Annotated in this window: 19 protein-coding genes, 2 tRNA genes and 2 rRNA genes; 8 read left to right on the forward strand and 15 right to left on the reverse strand. The window is 29.8% G+C overall.

What is annotated here, in order from left to right; translation table 11 throughout:
* The 15 genes from QX51_RS10875 to dnaA form a co-directional block, all read right to left on the reverse strand.
* Window positions 1-125: ribosomal RNA gene (locus tag QX51_RS10875) — 16S ribosomal RNA — on the reverse strand; the annotation flags it as partial.
* Between the two features lie 119 nt (window positions 126-244).
* Window positions 245-321 (reverse strand) — tRNA-Ile (locus tag QX51_RS10880).
* Window positions 322-329: 8 nt separating this feature from the next.
* Window positions 330-419 (reverse strand) — tRNA-Leu (locus tag QX51_RS10885).
* A gap of 9 nt (window positions 420-428) precedes the next feature.
* A 5S ribosomal RNA gene (gene rrf, locus QX51_RS10890) occupies window positions 429-545 on the reverse strand.
* 183 nt (window positions 546-728) lie between these two features.
* Window positions 729-1,499, reverse strand: coding sequence for a SigB/SigF/SigG family RNA polymerase sigma factor (locus QX51_RS10895; RefSeq protein WP_052233007.1), 771 nt, complete (start codon window positions 1,497-1,499; stop codon window positions 729-731).
* A complete protein-coding gene (locus QX51_RS10900; protein ID WP_139045081.1) occupies window positions 1,499-1,906 on the reverse strand; it encodes an ATP-binding protein in 408 nt (135 codons plus the stop codon). Before QX51_RS10900 ends, QX51_RS10895 begins: the two co-directional genes overlap by 1 nt.
* 2 nt (window positions 1,907-1,908) lie before the next feature.
* A complete protein-coding gene (locus QX51_RS10905) occupies window positions 1,909-2,226 on the reverse strand; it encodes an STAS domain-containing protein (protein ID WP_039679947.1) in 318 nt (105 codons plus the stop codon).
* A 23-nt stretch (window positions 2,227-2,249) separates the two neighbouring features.
* A complete protein-coding gene (locus QX51_RS10910) occupies window positions 2,250-2,507 on the reverse strand; it encodes a DUF948 domain-containing protein (RefSeq protein WP_039679948.1) in 258 nt (85 codons plus the stop codon).
* Window positions 2,507-2,785: a YtxH domain-containing protein gene (locus QX51_RS10915; RefSeq protein WP_039679949.1), complete on the reverse strand. Its 279-nt coding sequence runs from the start codon at window positions 2,783-2,785 to the stop codon at window positions 2,507-2,509. Before QX51_RS10915 ends, QX51_RS10910 begins: the two co-directional genes overlap by 1 nt.
* Before the next feature lie 70 nt (window positions 2,786-2,855).
* Window positions 2,856-5,285 carry a DNA gyrase subunit A gene (gyrA, locus tag QX51_RS10920; RefSeq protein WP_039679950.1) on the reverse strand — a complete coding sequence of 810 codons (2,430 nt, stop codon included), beginning with the start codon at window positions 5,283-5,285 and terminating at the stop codon, window positions 2,856-2,858.
* Window positions 5,286-5,304: 19 nt separating this feature from the next.
* On the reverse strand, window positions 5,305-7,209 hold the full coding sequence (gene gyrB, locus QX51_RS10925) for a DNA topoisomerase (ATP-hydrolyzing) subunit B (RefSeq protein WP_039679951.1): 1,905 nt from the start codon (window positions 7,207-7,209) through the stop codon (window positions 5,305-5,307).
* The gene (gene recF / locus QX51_RS10930) at window positions 7,210-8,325 is read right to left on the reverse strand and encodes a DNA replication/repair protein RecF (RefSeq protein ID WP_039679952.1); all 1,116 of its coding nucleotides are present in this window, start codon (window positions 8,323-8,325) and stop codon (window positions 7,210-7,212) included.
* Between the two features lie 16 nt (window positions 8,326-8,341).
* Window positions 8,342-8,548 carry a S4 domain-containing protein YaaA gene (yaaA, locus tag QX51_RS10935; protein WP_018590072.1) on the reverse strand — a complete coding sequence of 69 codons (207 nt, stop codon included), beginning with the start codon at window positions 8,546-8,548 and terminating at the stop codon, window positions 8,342-8,344.
* Between the two features lie 88 nt (window positions 8,549-8,636).
* Window positions 8,637-9,743: a DNA polymerase III subunit beta gene (gene dnaN / locus QX51_RS10940; protein ID WP_039679953.1), complete on the reverse strand. Its 1,107-nt coding sequence runs from the start codon at window positions 9,741-9,743 to the stop codon at window positions 8,637-8,639.
* A gap of 241 nt (window positions 9,744-9,984) precedes the next feature.
* Window positions 9,985-11,304, reverse strand: coding sequence for a chromosomal replication initiator protein DnaA (gene dnaA, locus QX51_RS10945; protein WP_039679954.1), 1,320 nt, complete (start codon window positions 11,302-11,304; stop codon window positions 9,985-9,987).
* Between the two features lie 647 nt (window positions 11,305-11,951).
* Here dnaA and rpmH point away from each other — a divergent pair.
* From rpmH to rsmG, 8 genes are all read left to right on the forward strand, one after another.
* Complete coding sequence (gene rpmH, locus QX51_RS10950) at window positions 11,952-12,086, forward strand: 50S ribosomal protein L34 (protein ID WP_039679955.1); 135 nt, start codon at window positions 11,952-11,954, stop codon at window positions 12,084-12,086.
* 73 nt (window positions 12,087-12,159) lie between these two features.
* The gene (rnpA, locus tag QX51_RS10955) at window positions 12,160-12,501 is read left to right on the forward strand and encodes a ribonuclease P protein component (protein WP_039679956.1); all 342 of its coding nucleotides are present in this window, start codon (window positions 12,160-12,162) and stop codon (window positions 12,499-12,501) included.
* 56 nt (window positions 12,502-12,557) lie between these two features.
* A complete protein-coding gene (gene yidD / locus QX51_RS10960) occupies window positions 12,558-12,800 on the forward strand; it encodes a membrane protein insertion efficiency factor YidD (protein WP_408645568.1) in 243 nt (80 codons plus the stop codon).
* A 22-nt stretch (window positions 12,801-12,822) separates the two neighbouring features.
* Window positions 12,823-13,572 carry a YidC/Oxa1 family membrane protein insertase gene (locus QX51_RS10965; RefSeq protein ID WP_039679958.1) on the forward strand — a complete coding sequence of 250 codons (750 nt, stop codon included), beginning with the start codon at window positions 12,823-12,825 and terminating at the stop codon, window positions 13,570-13,572.
* A complete protein-coding gene (gene jag, locus QX51_RS10970; RefSeq protein WP_242842728.1) occupies window positions 13,508-14,173 on the forward strand; it encodes an RNA-binding cell elongation regulator Jag/EloR in 666 nt (221 codons plus the stop codon). The genes QX51_RS10965 and jag overlap by 65 nt, the downstream gene beginning before the upstream one ends.
* 133 nt (window positions 14,174-14,306) lie before the next feature.
* Window positions 14,307-15,686, forward strand: a complete 1,380-nt coding sequence (gene mnmE, locus QX51_RS10975; protein ID WP_039679959.1) for a tRNA uridine-5-carboxymethylaminomethyl(34) synthesis GTPase MnmE — start codon at window positions 14,307-14,309, stop codon at window positions 15,684-15,686.
* Window positions 15,687-15,779: 93 nt separating this feature from the next.
* Window positions 15,780-17,675, forward strand: coding sequence for a tRNA uridine-5-carboxymethylaminomethyl(34) synthesis enzyme MnmG (gene mnmG, locus QX51_RS10980; protein ID WP_039679960.1), 1,896 nt, complete (start codon window positions 15,780-15,782; stop codon window positions 17,673-17,675).
* Entirely contained in the window at window positions 17,668-18,387 is a 720-nt protein-coding gene (gene rsmG, locus QX51_RS10985; protein WP_039679961.1) for a 16S rRNA (guanine(527)-N(7))-methyltransferase RsmG, read from the forward strand. Before mnmG ends, rsmG begins: the two co-directional genes overlap by 8 nt.
* Window positions 18,388-18,477 lie beyond the last annotated feature (90 nt).

Here is an 18,477-nt window from a genome sequence, read left to right on the forward strand (position 1 = left end):
ATGAGGCAGGTTACCCACGCGTTACTCACCCGTCCGCCGCTCTTCTCCGAAGAGAATCGCTCGACTTGCATGTGTTAGGCACGCCGCCAGCGTTCATCCTGAGCCAGGATCAAACTCTCATAAAAAAGTTGTCCATTGCTCAGACTAATCATTATCTGAATATCTGGCTTGGTTTGTTGTTTCAGTTTAATTCATAAAGAATTAATTTATTGTTAACCTACTGTTTAATTTTCAAAGTTCTTTGTGGTGGACCATCAGGGACTCGAACCCCAGACCTACCGGTTATGAGCCGGGCGCTCTAACCAACTGAGCTAATGGTCCACTATATTTGGTGCCGAAGACCGGAATCGAACCGGTACGAAAGTATAAGTTTCGCAGGATTTTAAGTCCTGTGCGTCTGCCAGTTCCGCCACTTCGGCATGCACCAAATTTGGCTACGTCCTACTCTCCCAGGAGGTCGCCCTCCAAGTACCATCAGCGCTCAAGAGCTTAACTTCTGTGTTCGGAATGGGAACAGGTGTATCCTCTTTGCTATAATAACCAAATTCAACTTGTTTTTTCAAGTACAAGTATTATATTAACATCTTTCAAATATTTTGTCAAATGTTTTTTTATTTTTCTTTTTTTAAGAAAAATCGACCTATCACCTAAGTGATAGTTTTCTTTTGCTCCATTTCTTTGGCGCAATAAATAATATACACCACATTTGATGATAGGTCAATAGTTTTTTATATATTTTTTTCATATTCTTTTTTCAGCTTTTCTATTATCTTTCTTTCAAGCCTAGAAATAGTCATTTGAGATATATTCAATTCCTTTGCTAGAGCTGATTGTGTCTTTTCTAAATAGAACCTGCCTTTAAAGATTCGAACTTCTAATTCATTTAATGTAGCTATAAATTTTTCTAAAAAGTCTTTGTATTCTATATCATTAAAACTTTCTTCTTTATCTGCTATTTTATCCATTAAAGATATATTTTCTTCTGAATCACTATTAGTTGTAGCATCTAATGATACCGGTTGGTATCCATAAGATGCCTCAAGAGACTCCAGTACCTCTTCTTCTGTACATCCTAAATACTCAGCAATTTCCTTTACGTTTGGATGTTTTTTATTTTGTTGTTCTAATACGACTTTAGCTTCACTTACCTTTTTACTTAGTTCTTGAACCCTCCTAGGAACTCTTAAGGTCCAAACTTTGTCTCTAAAGTACTTTTTTATTTCACCTACAATTGTAGGTGTAGCAAAACTTGAAAATTCAAATCCTTTTTCTATGTCATATCTATCTATGGCATATATTAGTGCTAAGGAAGCAACTTGATATATATCATCAAATTCTACTCCTTTATTAATATATTTTTTTGATAAGATATTAACTAGATACAAATGTCTTTCAATCAATATATCTCTTACTTCTCTATTTTTTTCTTTGCTATAAATCTTAAAAAGTTCTTTAGTTTCCATATTTAGGTAATCTGTAGCATTAGCTACCTTCTTCATTACATATCAACTCCTAAATACTTTATCATTTTTATGCTAGTTCCCTTTCCTTCTTGTGATTCAACAATTACCTCGTCCATAAGAGATTCTATTATAAATAGTCCCATTCCACTTTCTTTGAGATTATCTATATCCGGTTCACTTACACTACTTCTATCATATCCCTTACCATTATCTATTATTTCTATAGTTAATCCATTTTCTATCATAGAATATATAATTGTGAATCGGTCATCTGAACTATGTTTTATAGCATTAGTACATGCTTCAGATATAGCTACCTTTAAATCTTCTATATCATCAATGCAAAAACCTACTTTGTTTGCAATTCCAGAAGTAGTTAATCTTATTATACTTACATACTCTGGATTTGCTGTAATCTCCATTTTAATTGTTTCGTAAGTCAAAACTATCCCTCCAATTTAAAAATCTTATCTAAACCTGTTATATTGAATATTTTTCTTACGTTATTCTTAGGTTTTTCTATGTATACTTCTTTATCTTCTATCTTTAATCTTTTTAGAATTCCTATCATTACACCTAGTCCAGTTGAATCTATATAGTCTAAGTCTTCAAGATTCAATCTCATATCTATATTTTTTTCATCAACTAATTTATGTAAGTATTTTTTTAGTTCATCTGCTGTAGATACATCTAGTTCCCCTTCAAGAGAAACTTTCCAAAAATGATTTGATGCATCTAATATCGAGTTTATTTTTATTGACATTATTCTACCTCCCATTTAATGTATTACTTTTTGAAGAATTTAAATACTCTAAATAAGCTAGTAATCTTCGTTATTATGTCCATAATTTCTCTAACACTTTTTGTTATATGTGCTGCATTGTCTACTATATCTGTTATATGTCTTTCATTAACGTCTATTAACCTATTTGTTCTTTCAACAACTTTATTCGCGCTGTTTAATACCTTTGCTAAGTATATAGCTACTATAAAAAAGCTAGCACCAAATAAAACTGCCCCTATTTGCCAGCCTAATGCATTCATTATTTCTCTCCCTCTTCAAAGCTCTTGCTTATTAATATATCTTCTTCTGATATTTCTATATTATTATCTTCTATTATTTCATCTTTTATAGATATTATTTTTTCTTTAACTCCATCAAATGTTTCATGTAGAACATCTTTTGGATTTTCCTTTACTTCCATTAATTTTTCTTTTGCGTCTTTTCTTATTTCAGATCCCTCTTTAGGTGCTAAACATAATCCTGCTACAAAACCTGCTAATGCTCCTACTACTAAGTACAATCCCTTTTTTGAACTCATAACAACTTCTCCTTTTTATCTTTTTAATAATATTTTACAAAATTATATGGAAAAAGAATAGGATAAAATCCTATTCTTCATCTATATTTATTTTGGCAATTGAAACTACATTTACTTCATCTTCTGTCTTCATTAGTTTAACTCCACTTGTTACTCTACCATAAATCGAAATTCCTTCAACTTGTAGTCTTATAAGTATTCCATCAGAGTTAATTAACATCATTTGGTCTTTTTCATCAACCATTTCAGCTCCTACGATTTTTCCTGTCTTTTCAAATATGTTATAAGTTTTTATTCCTTTACCTGCTCTACTTTGAACTCTATATTCATTAATATCTGTTCTCTTACCAAATCCTTTTTCACTTACTACTAATAGCTCATGACCTTCATCTGTTAAGTTCATAGAAACTACTCTATCATCTCCTGATAAAGTTATACCTTTTACTCCCATAGCTGTTCTACCCATAGGTCTTATATCTGTTTCATTAAATCTTATAGACATTCCATTTTCAGTAACTAAAAGGACATCTTTTTTACCGTTTGTAATTTTAACATCTATTAATTCATCATCACTTCTAAGTCCAATTGCTATAAGTCCTGATTTATTAATATTTTTAAATTCTTCACGTTTAGTCTTCTTAACTATACCTTTTTTAGTTGCTAGCAATAAGTATAATTCTTCATTGCTAGAATCATCAACAGGTATAAGAGTAGTTATTTTTTCATTTGGAGCTAATTGTAATAAGTTTACTATAGCAGTTCCTTTTGCTTTTCTCTTTCCTTCTGGAATTTCGAACGCATCCATTCTAAATACTCTACCTTTATTTGTGAAGAATAATAATCTACTATGTGTAGTAGTTGTAACTAGATGTTTTACAAAGTCTTCTTCTCTAGTAGACATTGCTGTGATTCCCTTACCACCTCTATTTTGACTCTTATAAGTATCTAGAGGCACTCTCTTGATGTAACCAAAATGAGTAAGAGTAATTGCTATTTCTTCATCATCAATTAAATCTCTCATATTGATTTCACCTTCAGCATGTCTGATTTCTGTTCTTCTCTCGTCTGCATATTTTTCTTTTATAGCTATTATTTCATCTTTAATAACTCCTAAAAGTAATTGTTCATCAGCTAATATAGATCTTAAGTATTCTATTCTCTTCATTAACTCACTGTACTCATCTTCGATTTTTTGTCTTTCTAATCCAGTAAGTCTTTGTAATCTCATATCCAAAATGGCTTGAGCTTGTATATCTGTTAATCCAAATTTAGATATTAATCCTTCTTTAGCTTCTGCAGTAGTCTTAGATCCTCTAATTAAACTTATTACAGCATCTATATTATCTAGTGCTATTCTTAGTCCTTCTAATATATGAGCTCTAGCCTCAGCTTTATTTAATTCAAATTTTGTTCTACGTGTAACAACATCTTTTTGATGTTCAACATAATAATATATCATTTCTTTTAAATTTAATACTTTTGGTACGCCATTAACAAGCGAAAGCATTATGATACTGAAAGTATCTTCCATTTGAGAATGTTTGTAAAGATTGTTAAGCACTATGTTAGCATTAGCATCTCTTTTTAATTCTATAACAATTCTCATACCATTTCTGTTACTTTCATCTCTTAAATCAGAAATACCTTCTAATTTCTTTTCTTTAACTAGTTCAGCTATTCTTTCAACTAATCTAGCTTTATTTACTTGGTAAGGAATTTCTGTAACAACTATTTGTTGTCTTCCTTTTGGTAATTCTTCTATTATAGCTCTAGATCTAACTTTAACTTTACCTCTACCAGTTCTATAAGCTTCTGCTATATTTTCTTTTCCCATTATGATTGCTGATGTTGGGAAGTCTGGCCCTTGAACATAATTCATTAAATCTTCTACACTACATTCTGGGTTATCAATTAAATGTACTGTTGCATCAATTGTTTCACCCAAATTATGTGGTGGAATAGATGTAGCCATACCAACTGCTATACCATTAGATCCATTTACTAATAGGTTTGGATATCTTGATGGTAATACTGATGGCTCTTTTAAAGATTCATCAAAGTTTGGTACAAAATCTACAGTTTCTTTATCTATATCTTTAAGTAATTCTAATGCAAGTCTACTCATTTTTGCTTCTGTATAACGCATTGCGGCTGGTGAATCACCATCTACAGAACCAAAGTTACCATGACCATCAACTAAAAGCCCTCTAGTTGAGAAATCTTGGGCCATTCTTACCATTGCATAATATACTGCTGTATCTCCATGTGGATGGTACTTCCCTAGAACGTCCCCAACAATACGTGCAGATTTTCTATAAGGCTTATCTGGAGTTAAGTTTAATTCACTCATAGAGAAAAGTATTCTTCTATGAACTGGCTTTAATCCGTCTCTTACATCAGGTAATGCACGACCAACTATAACACTCATGGCATAATCAATATAAGATTTTTTCATTTCACTTGCTATTTCTATAGGGAGTATCCTGTTATTTTCTTGCATATTATACTCATCCCCTTTCTTATATATCTAAGTTTGTAACATATGTTGCATTTTCTTCTATAAATTCTTTTCTAGGCCCAACCTTATCTCCCATTAACATAGAGAATACTTGGTCTGCCATTACAGCATCTTCTATTGTTACTTGTAATAATGTTCTTGTTTCTGGATTCATTGTTGTATCCCATAATTGTTCTGCATTCATTTCTCCAAGACCTTTGTATCTTTGAAGCTCAACACCTGTTCTGCCTATCTCTTCTAATAAAACTTCTAGCTCTTTATCTGTATAAACATAGTATTCTTTCTTTTGCTTCTTAACTTTATATAGAGGTGGTTGTGCTGCATACACATATCCATTTTCTATAAGCGGTCTCATATATCTAAAGAAGAATGTTAATAGTAATGTTCTGATGTGAGCACCATCTACGTCGGCATCGGTCATTATTATTATTTTATGGTATCTAGCTTTTTCTATATCGAAATCATTTCCTACGCCACAACCATAAGCAGTTATCATATTTTTTATTTCATCAGAAGATAATATTTTATCTAATCTTGATTTTTCTACGTTTAGTATTTTACCTCTAAGTGGTAGTATTGCTTGTGTGTGTCTATCTCTACCTTGTTTTGCTGAACCACCAGCAGAATCCCCTTCGACTAAGAATATTTCACTCTTTGCAGGATCTTTCTCTGCACAGTCTGCTAATTTCCCAGGCAATGATGTACTTTCTAACACACTTTTTCTTCTTGTTAATTCTCTAGCTCTTTTTGCAGCCTCTCTAGCTCTTTGAGCTCTTAATCCTTTATCAACTATAGTTCTAGCTGTTATTGGATTTTCTTCTAAGAATGCTCCTAGTTCTTCTACTGTTACGCTATCTACGCTACCTCTCATATATGTATTACCTAGTTTAGTCTTTGTTTGACCTTCAAATTGAGGTTCTGGTAGCTTAACAGATATAACAGCTGTAAGACCTTCTCTTATATCTTCACCTGTTAAATTTCCCTCATTTTCTTTTATTAACTTATTACGCTTAGCATAGTCATTTACAGTTTTAGTTAATGCTGCTTTAAATCCTGCTAAATGAGTTCCACCTTCGTGTGTGTCAATATTATTTGCAAATGAGAATATATTTTCTGTATATCCATCAGTATATTGCATTGCTATTTCAACGATAGAATCGCCTATTTTTTTATCTATATGAACTATATCTTCATGTATAGGTGTTTTTGTTTTGTTTAAGTATTTAACAAACTCTACTAAACCACCATCATAATGGAATTCTTTTTTACGCTCGCTATCTACTCTTTTATCTTCAAATACTATTCTTACTCCCTTATTTAAGAAAGCAAGTTCTCTAAGCCTATGTTCTAATGTTTCATATTTAAATTCAACTTCATCAAATATAGTTTCATCTGGCATGAAGCTTATTATTGTTCCTGTATGATGAGATTCTCCAACTACATCTAGTGCTGAAGTTGACATACCTTTTTCATAACTTTGTCTATATATTTTTCCATCTCTATAAACATCTGCAACTAACCATTTTGATAATGCATTAACTACAGATATACCAACTCCGTGAAGTCCACCAGATACCTTGTATCCTCCTCCACCGAATTTACCACCAGCATGTAGTACTGTTAAAACTGTTTCTAAAGTAGATTTTCCTGTCTTAGGATGAGTTTCAACAGGTATGCCTCTACCATCATCCTTTACAGTTACACTGCCATCTTCATTTAAACTAACATATATTCTGTCACAATAGCCTTGTAATGCCTCATCTATACTATTATCAACAATTTCATAAACTAGATGGTGTAATCCTCTTGGTCCAGTAGATCCTATATACATACCTGGTCTTTTTCTAACTGCCTCTAGACCTTCTAGTACCTGAATCTGACTTGCGCCATACTCTTGTTGTTTCATTTAGTTACCTCCATTCTGTATACTAATTACTTTACCTTTTTCTATATTAAAAATAGTAGTATTATCTTTATTAAATATACTTTTATGTGCTACTTCTGCTGTAGTTATAAACATTTGTACATCTTCTAAATTATCTACTAGTAATTTTTGTCTTGTTTCATCTAATTCACTAAATACATCATCTAATATTAATATAGGATTCTCTCCAACTTCATTTTTAATTAGCTCTATTTCTGATAACTTTAGTGAAATAGAAGCTGTTCTTTGCTGCCCTTGTGAACCATATAATCTTACATCCAATTTATTAACAAATATATTTAAGTCATCTTTATGAACACCATATCTTGTAGTTCTTACTTCCATATCGTGTTCTCTACTTTCAATCAACTTATTATAGAATCTTTCTTTTACTTCTATAACAGTATCTTCGTCACTTATATTTATTTGATTCTTATAAGTAATTTGTAAATCTTCTATACCATTAGTTAATCTAGTATGCATTGCATTTGCTATATCAGAAATTTTTTTAATAAAATCTCTTCTAATAATATATATATAGCTACCATATTTAGATAAGCTTTCATCATAAACATCTAATAAGTTCTTATCTATATTTCTATTTTTAAGAACCCTATTTTTTTGACTTAATATTTTATTGTAATTTATTAAATAATTATAATATTTGGGCATTATTTGACTTATTTCTTTATCTATAAATGATCTGCGTTCTCTTGGTCCATCTTTGACTAACCTTAAATCCTCTGGAGAAAAAATTACTACATTTAAGTTTCCAAGTAATTCTTGAATTTTTTGGATGTGTATCTTATTTACTTTGATTCCCTTTTTATTTTTTCCAATTGCAACTTCTATTAAACTATTTGTGTCATATTTAGTGTAGCTTCCTCCAATATACAGACTTTCCGTATCAAATTTAATAATTTCTTTATCTTTATTCGTCCTAAAAGATTTGCCAAAAGATAGCATATAAATAGATTCCACTATATTTGTTTTTCCCTGTCCGTTTTTACCTACTAAGAGATTAACATTTTTATTAAAATCTATATACAGATTGTCATAATTTCTAAAATTTATTAATTTTAAGCTATTAAGCTGCATTAAGGGGACTCCTTCTTTACACTACCATTATTGAGTTTCCTTCAACTTCAATAAGATCTCCTGGTCTAATTTTCTTACCTCTTCTTGTCTCAACCTCGCCATTTACTTTTACTACGCCTTCTTGTATTAAAAATTTAGCATGACCACCAGTTGAAGCAATATCAGCAAGTTTTAAGAATTGATCTAACTTAATATATTCTGAATCTATAGCTATTTCTATCATCTTGACTCCTCCTATTTCTTATTAGTTAAGTATTTATTATACCATAAAAATAATAAAAACCCAACTAAATGCAGTTGGGTCCATAGTCTTATATATTTGAAGCTATCCTCACAGGAAGTAATAAATATATATATTTAATACCATCAACTGGCTTAATTATACATGGATTAACATTAGTAGTAAATTCAATGAATATTTCTTCACTTTCTATATTTTTTAATCCTTCTAATAAATATCTCGAGTTGAAAGCAATATCTAAGTAATCTCCCTCTAATTCTAAATCTACTTCTTCATAAACATTTCCTTTTTCAGTGTTAGATGTTATTGCCAATGTATTATCTCTAATTGATAGTTTTATTAGATTATTTCTTTCTGATTGTGATAATAAAGATGCTCTTTCTATACTATTAAGTAAGCTCCTAGTATTTAATTTAATCCTAGTATTATGTTCTCTTGGAAGTAATTTTTTATACTCAATAAATTCTCCATCTAATAATCTTGTTATTATTTTTGTTTCATTTATCATAAAAATAGCATTTTTATCATCAAATCCAATTTGAACTTGCTCTTCTGTGGATAAAAGACTGTTTACATCATTTAAAGTTTTTCCTGGAATTATAACTTTTGCATTTGCATTTAAGTTTTCCACAGAACAACTTTTTACTGCAAGTCTATAACCGTCTATAGCTACTAAGCTAACTTCTCCATTAACAATTTCTAGTAATTCTCCCATCAGAACAGGTTTTGTTTGATCTTGAGATATAGCAAATACAGTTTGTTTAATCATATTTTTTAGTATGTCTTGTGGAACACTATATAAGTTATCTTTACTTACGTTAGGTAAGACAGGGTACTCCTCAGGGCTATCTCCTTTGATTTTAAATTTTGAGTTTAAACAATTTATATAAACATTGTTATCATCATCTGTTTCAATTTCTACAAATGAATCAGGTAATTTTCTTATTATATCTCCAAATAGTCTAGCATCTATTACAATGCTTCCTTCTTCAGCTATTTCTGCTTGTGCATAAGTTTCTATACCAATTTCTAAATCATATCCAGTTAAAACTATTTGATCTCCTTTAGCTACTATTAAAATTCCTTTTAATAAATCAAAGTTTGTTTTTCCATTAATAGCTTTTTGCACAATACTTATTTTATGAGCTAATAGTTTTTGATTGCAAATTATTTTCAATGTGGATAACCTCCTTGCATCATTTTAATAAAAATATATATAAAAACAATAGTAGTTGTAGTAGTAGGTGCTGTGGATAAAGTGGATAACCATATGAATCCAAATAAAGCAAAAGATATTAACTTGTATACAAAATGTTAATATCTTATAAAAACCTTCTTAATTACATTGTGAATAAAATCTTAACAAAAAAATTATTAACATTACAGCACAAGTTGTTAACAGACAAAATGTTAATAACTTATCCCTTTAAATCTGAAATTATTTTATCTATTTTGTCCTTTATTTGTTGATTTTCTTCTATATCCTTAGTTACTTTATCATGAGCGTGAATTACTGTTGTATGATCTCTTCCACCAAATTCACTTCCTATTTTAGGTAATGATAAATCAGTAAGTTCACGACAGATATACATTGCTATTTGTCTAGGATATGCTATTGTTCTTGTTCTTTTTTTAGAATTAAAGTCGTCCATTTTTATGTTAAAAGCTTCTGAAACTTTTTCTTTTATTCTATTTACTGTTATTTCTTCACTCTTAGGATTTGATATTATATCCTTTAAAGCTTCAGTTGCAAGCTCAAGTGAAATGTTTTTGTTTGTAAGAGATGAATAGGCAACAACTCTAGTTAGAGCACCCTCTAATTCTCTTATGTTTGATTTAATGTACTTAGCTATGTAAGTCATTACTTCATTTGGAACATTGATGTTCTCTAATTGTGCTTTTTTTCTAAGTATAGCTATTCTCGTTTCGAAATCAGGTGGTTGAATATCTGTTATGAGTCCCATTTCGAATCTCGATCTTAATCTATCTTCTAATGTAGGTATTTCTTTTGGTGGTCTATCACTCGATATGATTATTTGTTTATTTGCTTCATGTAATGCATTAAATGTATGGAAAAACTCCTCTTGAGTACCTTCTTTTCCAGCAATAAACTGTATATCATCTATTAATAGAACATCTACATTTCTATATTTATTTCTAAATTCTTCATTTTTATCATTTTTTATTGAGTTAATAAGCTCATTTGTAAATTTTTCTGAAGAAACATAAACAACCTTAGGATCTTCTTGTTGGCACATTATATGATGTCCGATAGCATGCATTAAATGTGTCTTTCCAAGACCTACTCCTCCGTATAAAAACAAAGGATTATATGCTTTAGCTGGAGATTCAGCTACTGCTACACAAGCTGCATGGGCAAATCTATTACTATTACCTATTACAAAGGTATCAAAAGTATATTTAGGATTTAAATTTGGATAACTTTTTTTGATAGTAGTAGATTTATCTTCTTCGTTAGTATCTTGTATTTCTTTTTCGTCTAAAATAAATTTGATCTGATATTTTTTTAGGGATAATTGGCTTACACAACTTTCAATCAAGTTTAAGTATCTATTTTCAAGTATATTTTGTATAAATTCGTTGGGAGCCAAAAAAATAAGCTCATTAGATATTTGTTTTAAAGGTTTTATTTCTTTAAAAAAAGCATTAAAGCTTGCAGTAGATACCTCACCTTTTATTAGTTGCAAAGTTTTTTCCCATAAAGAAACTATATCCATAAGTATAAACCTCCGAACTAAATAATTAACATTTTCCACAAAGTTATTAACAAAAATTGACGAAAGATAAATGAATAAAAAGTATAAAATATAACTTTGGGATAAAATGTGGATAACATATTAATAAATAAAATTATCAAAAAGAATTTAAAAGATATAAACAGGGTGTATATAAACTTATAAATAGCAAAATATATAGTAAAAACTTTTCATTTACTCAATTATTGTCTAAGATATGAAAACTTATTCACAATTTAATCCACAGATTGTGAATAAGTTTAATATGTTATTATTTATTATTAACATTATCAACAAGTATATTTATAATATCAGAATATATGTCAAACTTCAATATGTTATAATCAAATTATCCACAATTATGTCGTACTGTGAATAATTTAATCAACAATAAAAAAATAGAAAAAATCATCTTATTATAGTAGGAATAATATATATCTTTTTTGGAAAATATGGATTTTAAGATTAAAAAAGAATAAATATACCTAGACTAATTTAAGATTTAATGGCTATAAAACACGTTGACAACAAATATAAAAGGATTTATAATAATATGTGTTATGTTTACTTTGACAGTAAAGTTATTATTTTTATAAACGGAAAAAAAATGTGAAAGGCGGTGCAATATAATGAAAAGAACTTATCAGCCAAAAAAGAGACAAAGAAAAAAAGAGCATGGATTCAGAAAAAGAATGAAAACTTCTAACGGAAGAAATGTTTTAAAAAGAAGAAGATCTAAAGGAAGAAATAGATTAACTCATTAATAATTAAAAAGGCCGCTTTAAGTGGCCTTTTTATGTAATTTATTACATAGCTGTGTTTACGGAGGATATTAATATGAACTTTAAAGAAACACAAGGCTTAAAAAAAGATTCGGACTTTAGGAAAGTTTATAGGAATGGAAAATCTATTGCAAACAGATTATTAGTTATGTATACGCTTCCAAATAAGTCAAAGAATAATCGTGTTGGTATATCTGTTTCAAAAAAAGTAGGTAAAGCCAATGTACGAAATAAAGCTAGAAGAAGAATAAAAGAATCATATAGATTAAATATAGATGGTAATATAAAATCTGGCTACGACATAGTATTTATAGCTAGAATTGCCATAAAGGATGCTAATTACATAGATATTGAAAAAGCAATGAAGCATTTGATTAAAAAGGCAAATTTATTTTAAAAACTATACATATTAATGGCGCCTATTTTTAATGGAGGTTAAAATTGTTTAATAAAATAGTATATATATTGAAGGAAATAAATACATACTTATCGAAATTATGTATTTACTTAATAAGATTTTACCAAAAGTATATATCTCCTATGTTAGGACCACACTGTAGGTTTTATCCTACTTGTTCTCAATATGCAATGGAAGCTTTCAAAAAATATGGAATGTTTAAAGGTATGTATTTGTCAATAAAAAGGGTTTTAAAGTGTCATCCATTTCATCCAGGAGGATATGATCCTCTAAAATAAGCGTACTTTAGGAGGTATACAATTGAGCATTATAAGTAATTTATTAGGTCATATACTTAGAATTATTTTTGAGTTTGTGAATAATTATGGATTGTCTATAGTTGTATTTACGCTGTTTGTAAGATTATTATTAGTTCCTTTAATGGTAAAACAAATAAAGTCTCAAAAAGCGATGCAAGACATCCAACCTAAGATAAAAGAAATTCAAGAAAAATATAAAAATAAGCCAGAAAAACAGCAAGAAGAGCTAATGAAAATTTATCAAGAAGCAAAGATTAATCCACTAGCTGGATGTTTGCCATTATTAATACAAATGCCTATATTAATAGGTCTATTTAATGTGTTAAGAGAACCTGTACTTTATGGCGTATTCCAAAATGCAGATGTGGCAGCACAAGCAGCGCAAGCAGGATTCTTATGGATAAAAGATATTTCTGCGACAGGAAGTGTTTCTCTAGCATTACTTTCAGGGGTAAGTGCTTACTTCATGCAAAAAATGATGACTACAGGCGATGATCAAACAGCAAACATGATGAAGAGTATGACATATGTAATGGCAGCAATGTCATTATTCTGGGGATATACTTTCCAAGCGGGTCTTGCGATATATTGGATAACAAGTAACTTGTTCTCTATAGCTCAATATCAATTAATAACAAGTCCTTTAAAAGCTAAACTGGCTGATTCTAAGGAGGCAGTAGTTAAAGATGAAAAATCAGGAAAACCTAACAGCAATGCAAAGTCAGACAAAAAAGATAGAAATAAAAAGTAAGACTAAAGAAGAAGCAATTCAATCAGCATTACTGGAACTAGGCGTTGAAGAAAAAGACATCGAAGTAAAGGTTATTCAAAATCCTTCTAAGGGGTTCCTAGGATTCTTAGGTGCTAAAGATGGAGTATACGAAGTAACTGTAATAAAAAAAGAAGAAATAGAAATTGCTAAAGAATTTATAGAAAATATTCTAGTAAACTCTAAGATAAATGCTAAAGTTAATGCTACTCAAAAGGATAATTTAATTAAAATTAGCATTGAAGGAAAAGAAGCTACTTGCTTAATTGGAAGAAGAGGAGAAACACTTGATTCAGTACAATTTTTAACAGGACTAGCTTTAAACAAAATCAACAAAGATTCACATATGAGAGTATTAGTTGATATAGAAAATTATAGAAATAAAAGAGAAGAATCGTTAGTTAGATATGCTAGAAAAGTTGCGCGTGAAGTAGCTAAGACTAGAAGAACAAAAAAACTAGACTATATGAATCCTTATGAAAGAAGAATAGTTCATTCAGCTTTACAAAACGATAAGTATGTAATTACATATAGTGAAGGAACAGATCCATATAGAAGACTAGTGATTGAATATAAAAGATAAATGATAAAATTCAAACCTCCTAATATTTAGGGGGTTTAATTTTTGTAATTTATTTAATATAATGATAAAATTAAGATTATAATTTTAATTATTAGTTAAGAATTTAAAATAGATTAATTATAGAGGTGATATTATGTTTATAGATGATACTATAGCAGCAATTGCAACTGCACCAGGAGAAGGTGGAATAGGCATAATAAGAATTAGTGGAAGTAGAGCTCTTTCAGTAGCTAGAGAGATATTTAAATCTGTATCAGGAAAAGATATAACAGACTATAATACTCGTACTCTAATATATGGTCATATATTAGATGGCGAAAATAAAATAGATGAAGTACTACTTGCTTTCATGAAAGGACCTAATTCTTATACAGCAGAAGATGTAATAGAAATAAATTGTCACGGTGGGTTTATTTCAGTAAAAAAAATATTAGAATTAATATTAAGTAAAGATGTAAGACTTGCAGATGAAGGTGAATTTACTAAGAGAGCATTCTTAAATGGAAGAATTGATTTATCTCAGGCGGAAGCTGTAATTGACGTAATTAAGGCAAAAACAGATAAGGCTCAAGAGGTAGCTCAAAGTCATTTAAGCGGTGCATTGGCTAATAAAATAAAAGAATTGAGATTCAAAGTAACGGAAGTTTTAGCTCACTTAACAGTTTCTATAGATTTTAGTGAAGAAGATGTTGAAGAAATAACTTATGCAATGCTTACTGATAGTTCAGAATCGTTAAGAAATGAAATAAAAGCATTATATGACTCGGCAGAGTGTGGAAAAGTTTTAAGAGACGGACTAAAAACAGTTATAGTTGGTAAACCAAATGTAGGAAAATCATCATTACTAAACTATATTTTAGGAGAAAATAGAGCTATAGTTACTGAAATAGCTGGAACAACAAGGGATGTAATAGAAGAATTCGTTAATATAAAAGGAATTCCTTTAAAAATTGTTGATACAGCTGGTATAAGAGAAACGGAAGATATAGTTGAAAAAATAGGTGTAGAAAAATCAAGAGAGTCATTTAGCTCGGCAGACTTAGTAATAATAGTGATAGATGGTTCAAAGGAATTATCAAAAGAAGATAGAGAAATATTAGAACAAGCAGTAGATAAAAAGACTATTGTTTTATTAAATAAAAATGATCTTAACCAAGTTGTATCAGAGGAAGAAATAGCTAAATATGTTGACAAAGATAGTATAATAAAAATATCAGCATTAAAGAACGAAGGAATTGAAGAAGTTCACAATAAAATAGAATCTATGGTGTTTAAGGGAGATGTAAGAAGTAATTCAAGTGTTGTTGTTACAAACTCTAGACACAAGGATGCTTTATTAAAAGCATATAACTCAATTAATGATGCCATAGCTGGAATAGAACAAAGATTACCTTATGATTTCATAGAAGTTGATTTCAAAAATATATGGGATTATTTAGGATATATAAATGGAGATACAGTACAGGAAGATTTACTAGATACTATATTCGCGAACTTCTGTATAGGTAAATAAATAAAATAAACTTAAATAAAGTTAATTTATAAAGGAAACGATTAATAAGGTATTAACGTTTAACGTGAAACATTATTTAAGAAAGGAGAAAACATGCAAACATATAATGCAGGAAGTTATGACGTAATTGTTGTTGGAGCAGGGCATGCTGGATGTGAGGCAGCACTAGCTACATCAAGAATGGGACATAAAACATTAATAATAACACTAACACTAGATTCAATTGGAATGATGCCATGTAATCCGTCCATAGGTGGAACAGGTAAAGGACAATTAGTTAGAGAAATAGACGCCCTTGGCGGAGAAATGGGTATAAATGTAGATAAGACATTTATACAAAGTAGAATGCTTAATACAGCTAAAGGACCAGCGGTACATTCTTTAAGAGCTCAAGCTGACAAATTTAAGTATCACACAGAAATGAAAAAAACTCTTGAAAATGAGCCGAATCTTGATATAGCTATGGATGAAGTTGTAGATTTACTTCATGATGGTAAAATTGTAACAGGAGTAGTAACTAAATTAGGATGTGCTTATAATGCTAAGGCAGTTATACTTGCAACTGGAGTTTATCTAAATTCGTTAATTTATATAGGAGAAGGTACATTTAAGGAAGGTCCTAATGGACTAGGGTATGCAGCTACTTTAACAGATAAATTAGTTGATTTAGGTCTAAATATGAGAAGATTCAAAACTGGAACTCCAGCTAGAATACACAGAGATAGTATAGATTTTTCTAAAATGGAAATTCAAGAAGGGGATGAAAAGATTACACCATTCTCATTTATGAGTGAAAATTTAGAAATAGATCAAATACCTTGCTATTTAGCGAGAACAAATACAGACACACATAAAATTATAATGGATAATATTGAAAGATCAGCTATGTATAGTGGTAAAGTTAATGCTACTGGAGCTAGATATTGTCCATCAATAGAAGATAAAGTTGTGAGATTCAGTGATAAGGAATCACATCAAACATTTATTGAACCAGAAGGATTAGACACAAAAGAAATGTACATTCAAGGTATATCAACAAGTTTACCTTTTGAAGTACAAGTTCAAATATATAAATCTATGAAAGGTCTGGAAAATGCACAGATTATGAGACCTGCATATGCTATTGAATATGACTGTATAGATCCTACGCAATTAAAAGCTACTTTAGAAATAAAAGTAACTGAAAACTTATACAGTGCAGGACAATTCAATGGGACATCAGGATATGAAGAGGCAGCAGCTCAAGGACTAATAGCAGGTATAAATGCAGCCTTAAAAATAGAAGGAAAAGAACCTTTCATACTAGATAGATCAGAGGGATATATAGGAGTTCTTATAGATGATTTAGTTACTAAAGGAACTAATGAACCATATAGAATGATGACTTCTAGAGCAGAGTATAGACTATACTTAAGACAAGATAATGCTGATATGAGACTTACTGAAAAAGGTCATGATATAGGTCTTGTTAAGGAAGACAGATACGAAAGATACCTTGCTAAAAAAGCAGAAGTTGAAAAAGAACTAGAAAGATTAAAAACAGAAAGAGTAACTCCAAAAGAAGTTAACAATATATTAGCGGAAGTTGGTGGTTCAGAAATAAAAGTTGGATTATCATTATATGAGTTCTTAAAACGTCCAGAAGTGACTTATAGTATCTTAGAACAAATAGGAAAAGGTGCTGGAGATGAAGTATCTGATGATGTTAAAGAACAATGTGTGATTATGTCTAAATACGAAGGGTATATAGATAAACAATTAAAACAAATAGATCAATTTAAAAAATTAGAAAATAGAAAGCTTCCAGAAGATATAAATTACTCTTCAATAGATGGATTAAGGTTAGAAGCTAGACAAAAATTAGATGCTATAAAACCAGTATCTATAGGACAAGCTTCTCGTATTTCAGGGGTTTCTCCTGCAGATATATCAGTTTTACTTATTTATTTAGAACAAATGAGAAAAACTAGAGGAGGAAGTAATGAATAATCTAGAATTATTAAAAGCAGGTATAGAAGGTTTTGGAATAGAAGCTACTGATGAAAAACTTCAAAACTTAAAGAAATATAGAGAAATATTAGTTGAATGGAATAAAGTAATGAACCTAACAGGGATAGAGGAAGAGAGAGAAGTATATATAAAACATTTCTTAGACTCTATATCTGCTGTGACTAATAATTATATAAATGATGACACATCATTAATAGACGTGGGTACTGGGGCAGGTTTCCCTGGTATGCCACTAAAAATTTGTTTAGAAAACTTAAATCTAACGTTATTAGATTCTTTAAATAAAAGAATAAACTTTTTACAAGAAGTAGCTAATGAATTAAATTTAAAAGGGATAGAATTTATTCATGGTAGAGCTGAAGATTTTGGTAAAAGTGAAGAATATAGAGAAAAATTTGATGTTGCTACAGCAAGAGCTGTTGCCGGGTTACCAATATTAATGGAGTTTTGTGTTCCATTTGTAAAGGTTGGGGGATATTTTATATGCTTAAAAGGACCAAATGCTAATTTAGAACTAGAAGAATCTAAAGCAGCTATGGAAACCTTGGGAATAGAATTTGTTGAAAAAATAGATATTAAGTTACCAGATTTAGAATTAAATCATAATATATTAGTATTTAAAAAAATTAATAATACCCCATCAAAATATCCAAGAAAAGCAGGCAAACCATCTAAAAATCCTATAAAATAAATAATATAGAGAAATATAGAAGGAAAAATAATATTAAATGAAGAAATAAATACTCATAAAGGGAAATATTTTCCCTTCGTGAGTATAAAA

The organism is Terrisporobacter othiniensis (assembly GCF_000808015.1).
GTDB lineage: Bacteria > Bacillota > Clostridia > Peptostreptococcales > Peptostreptococcaceae > Terrisporobacter > Terrisporobacter muris.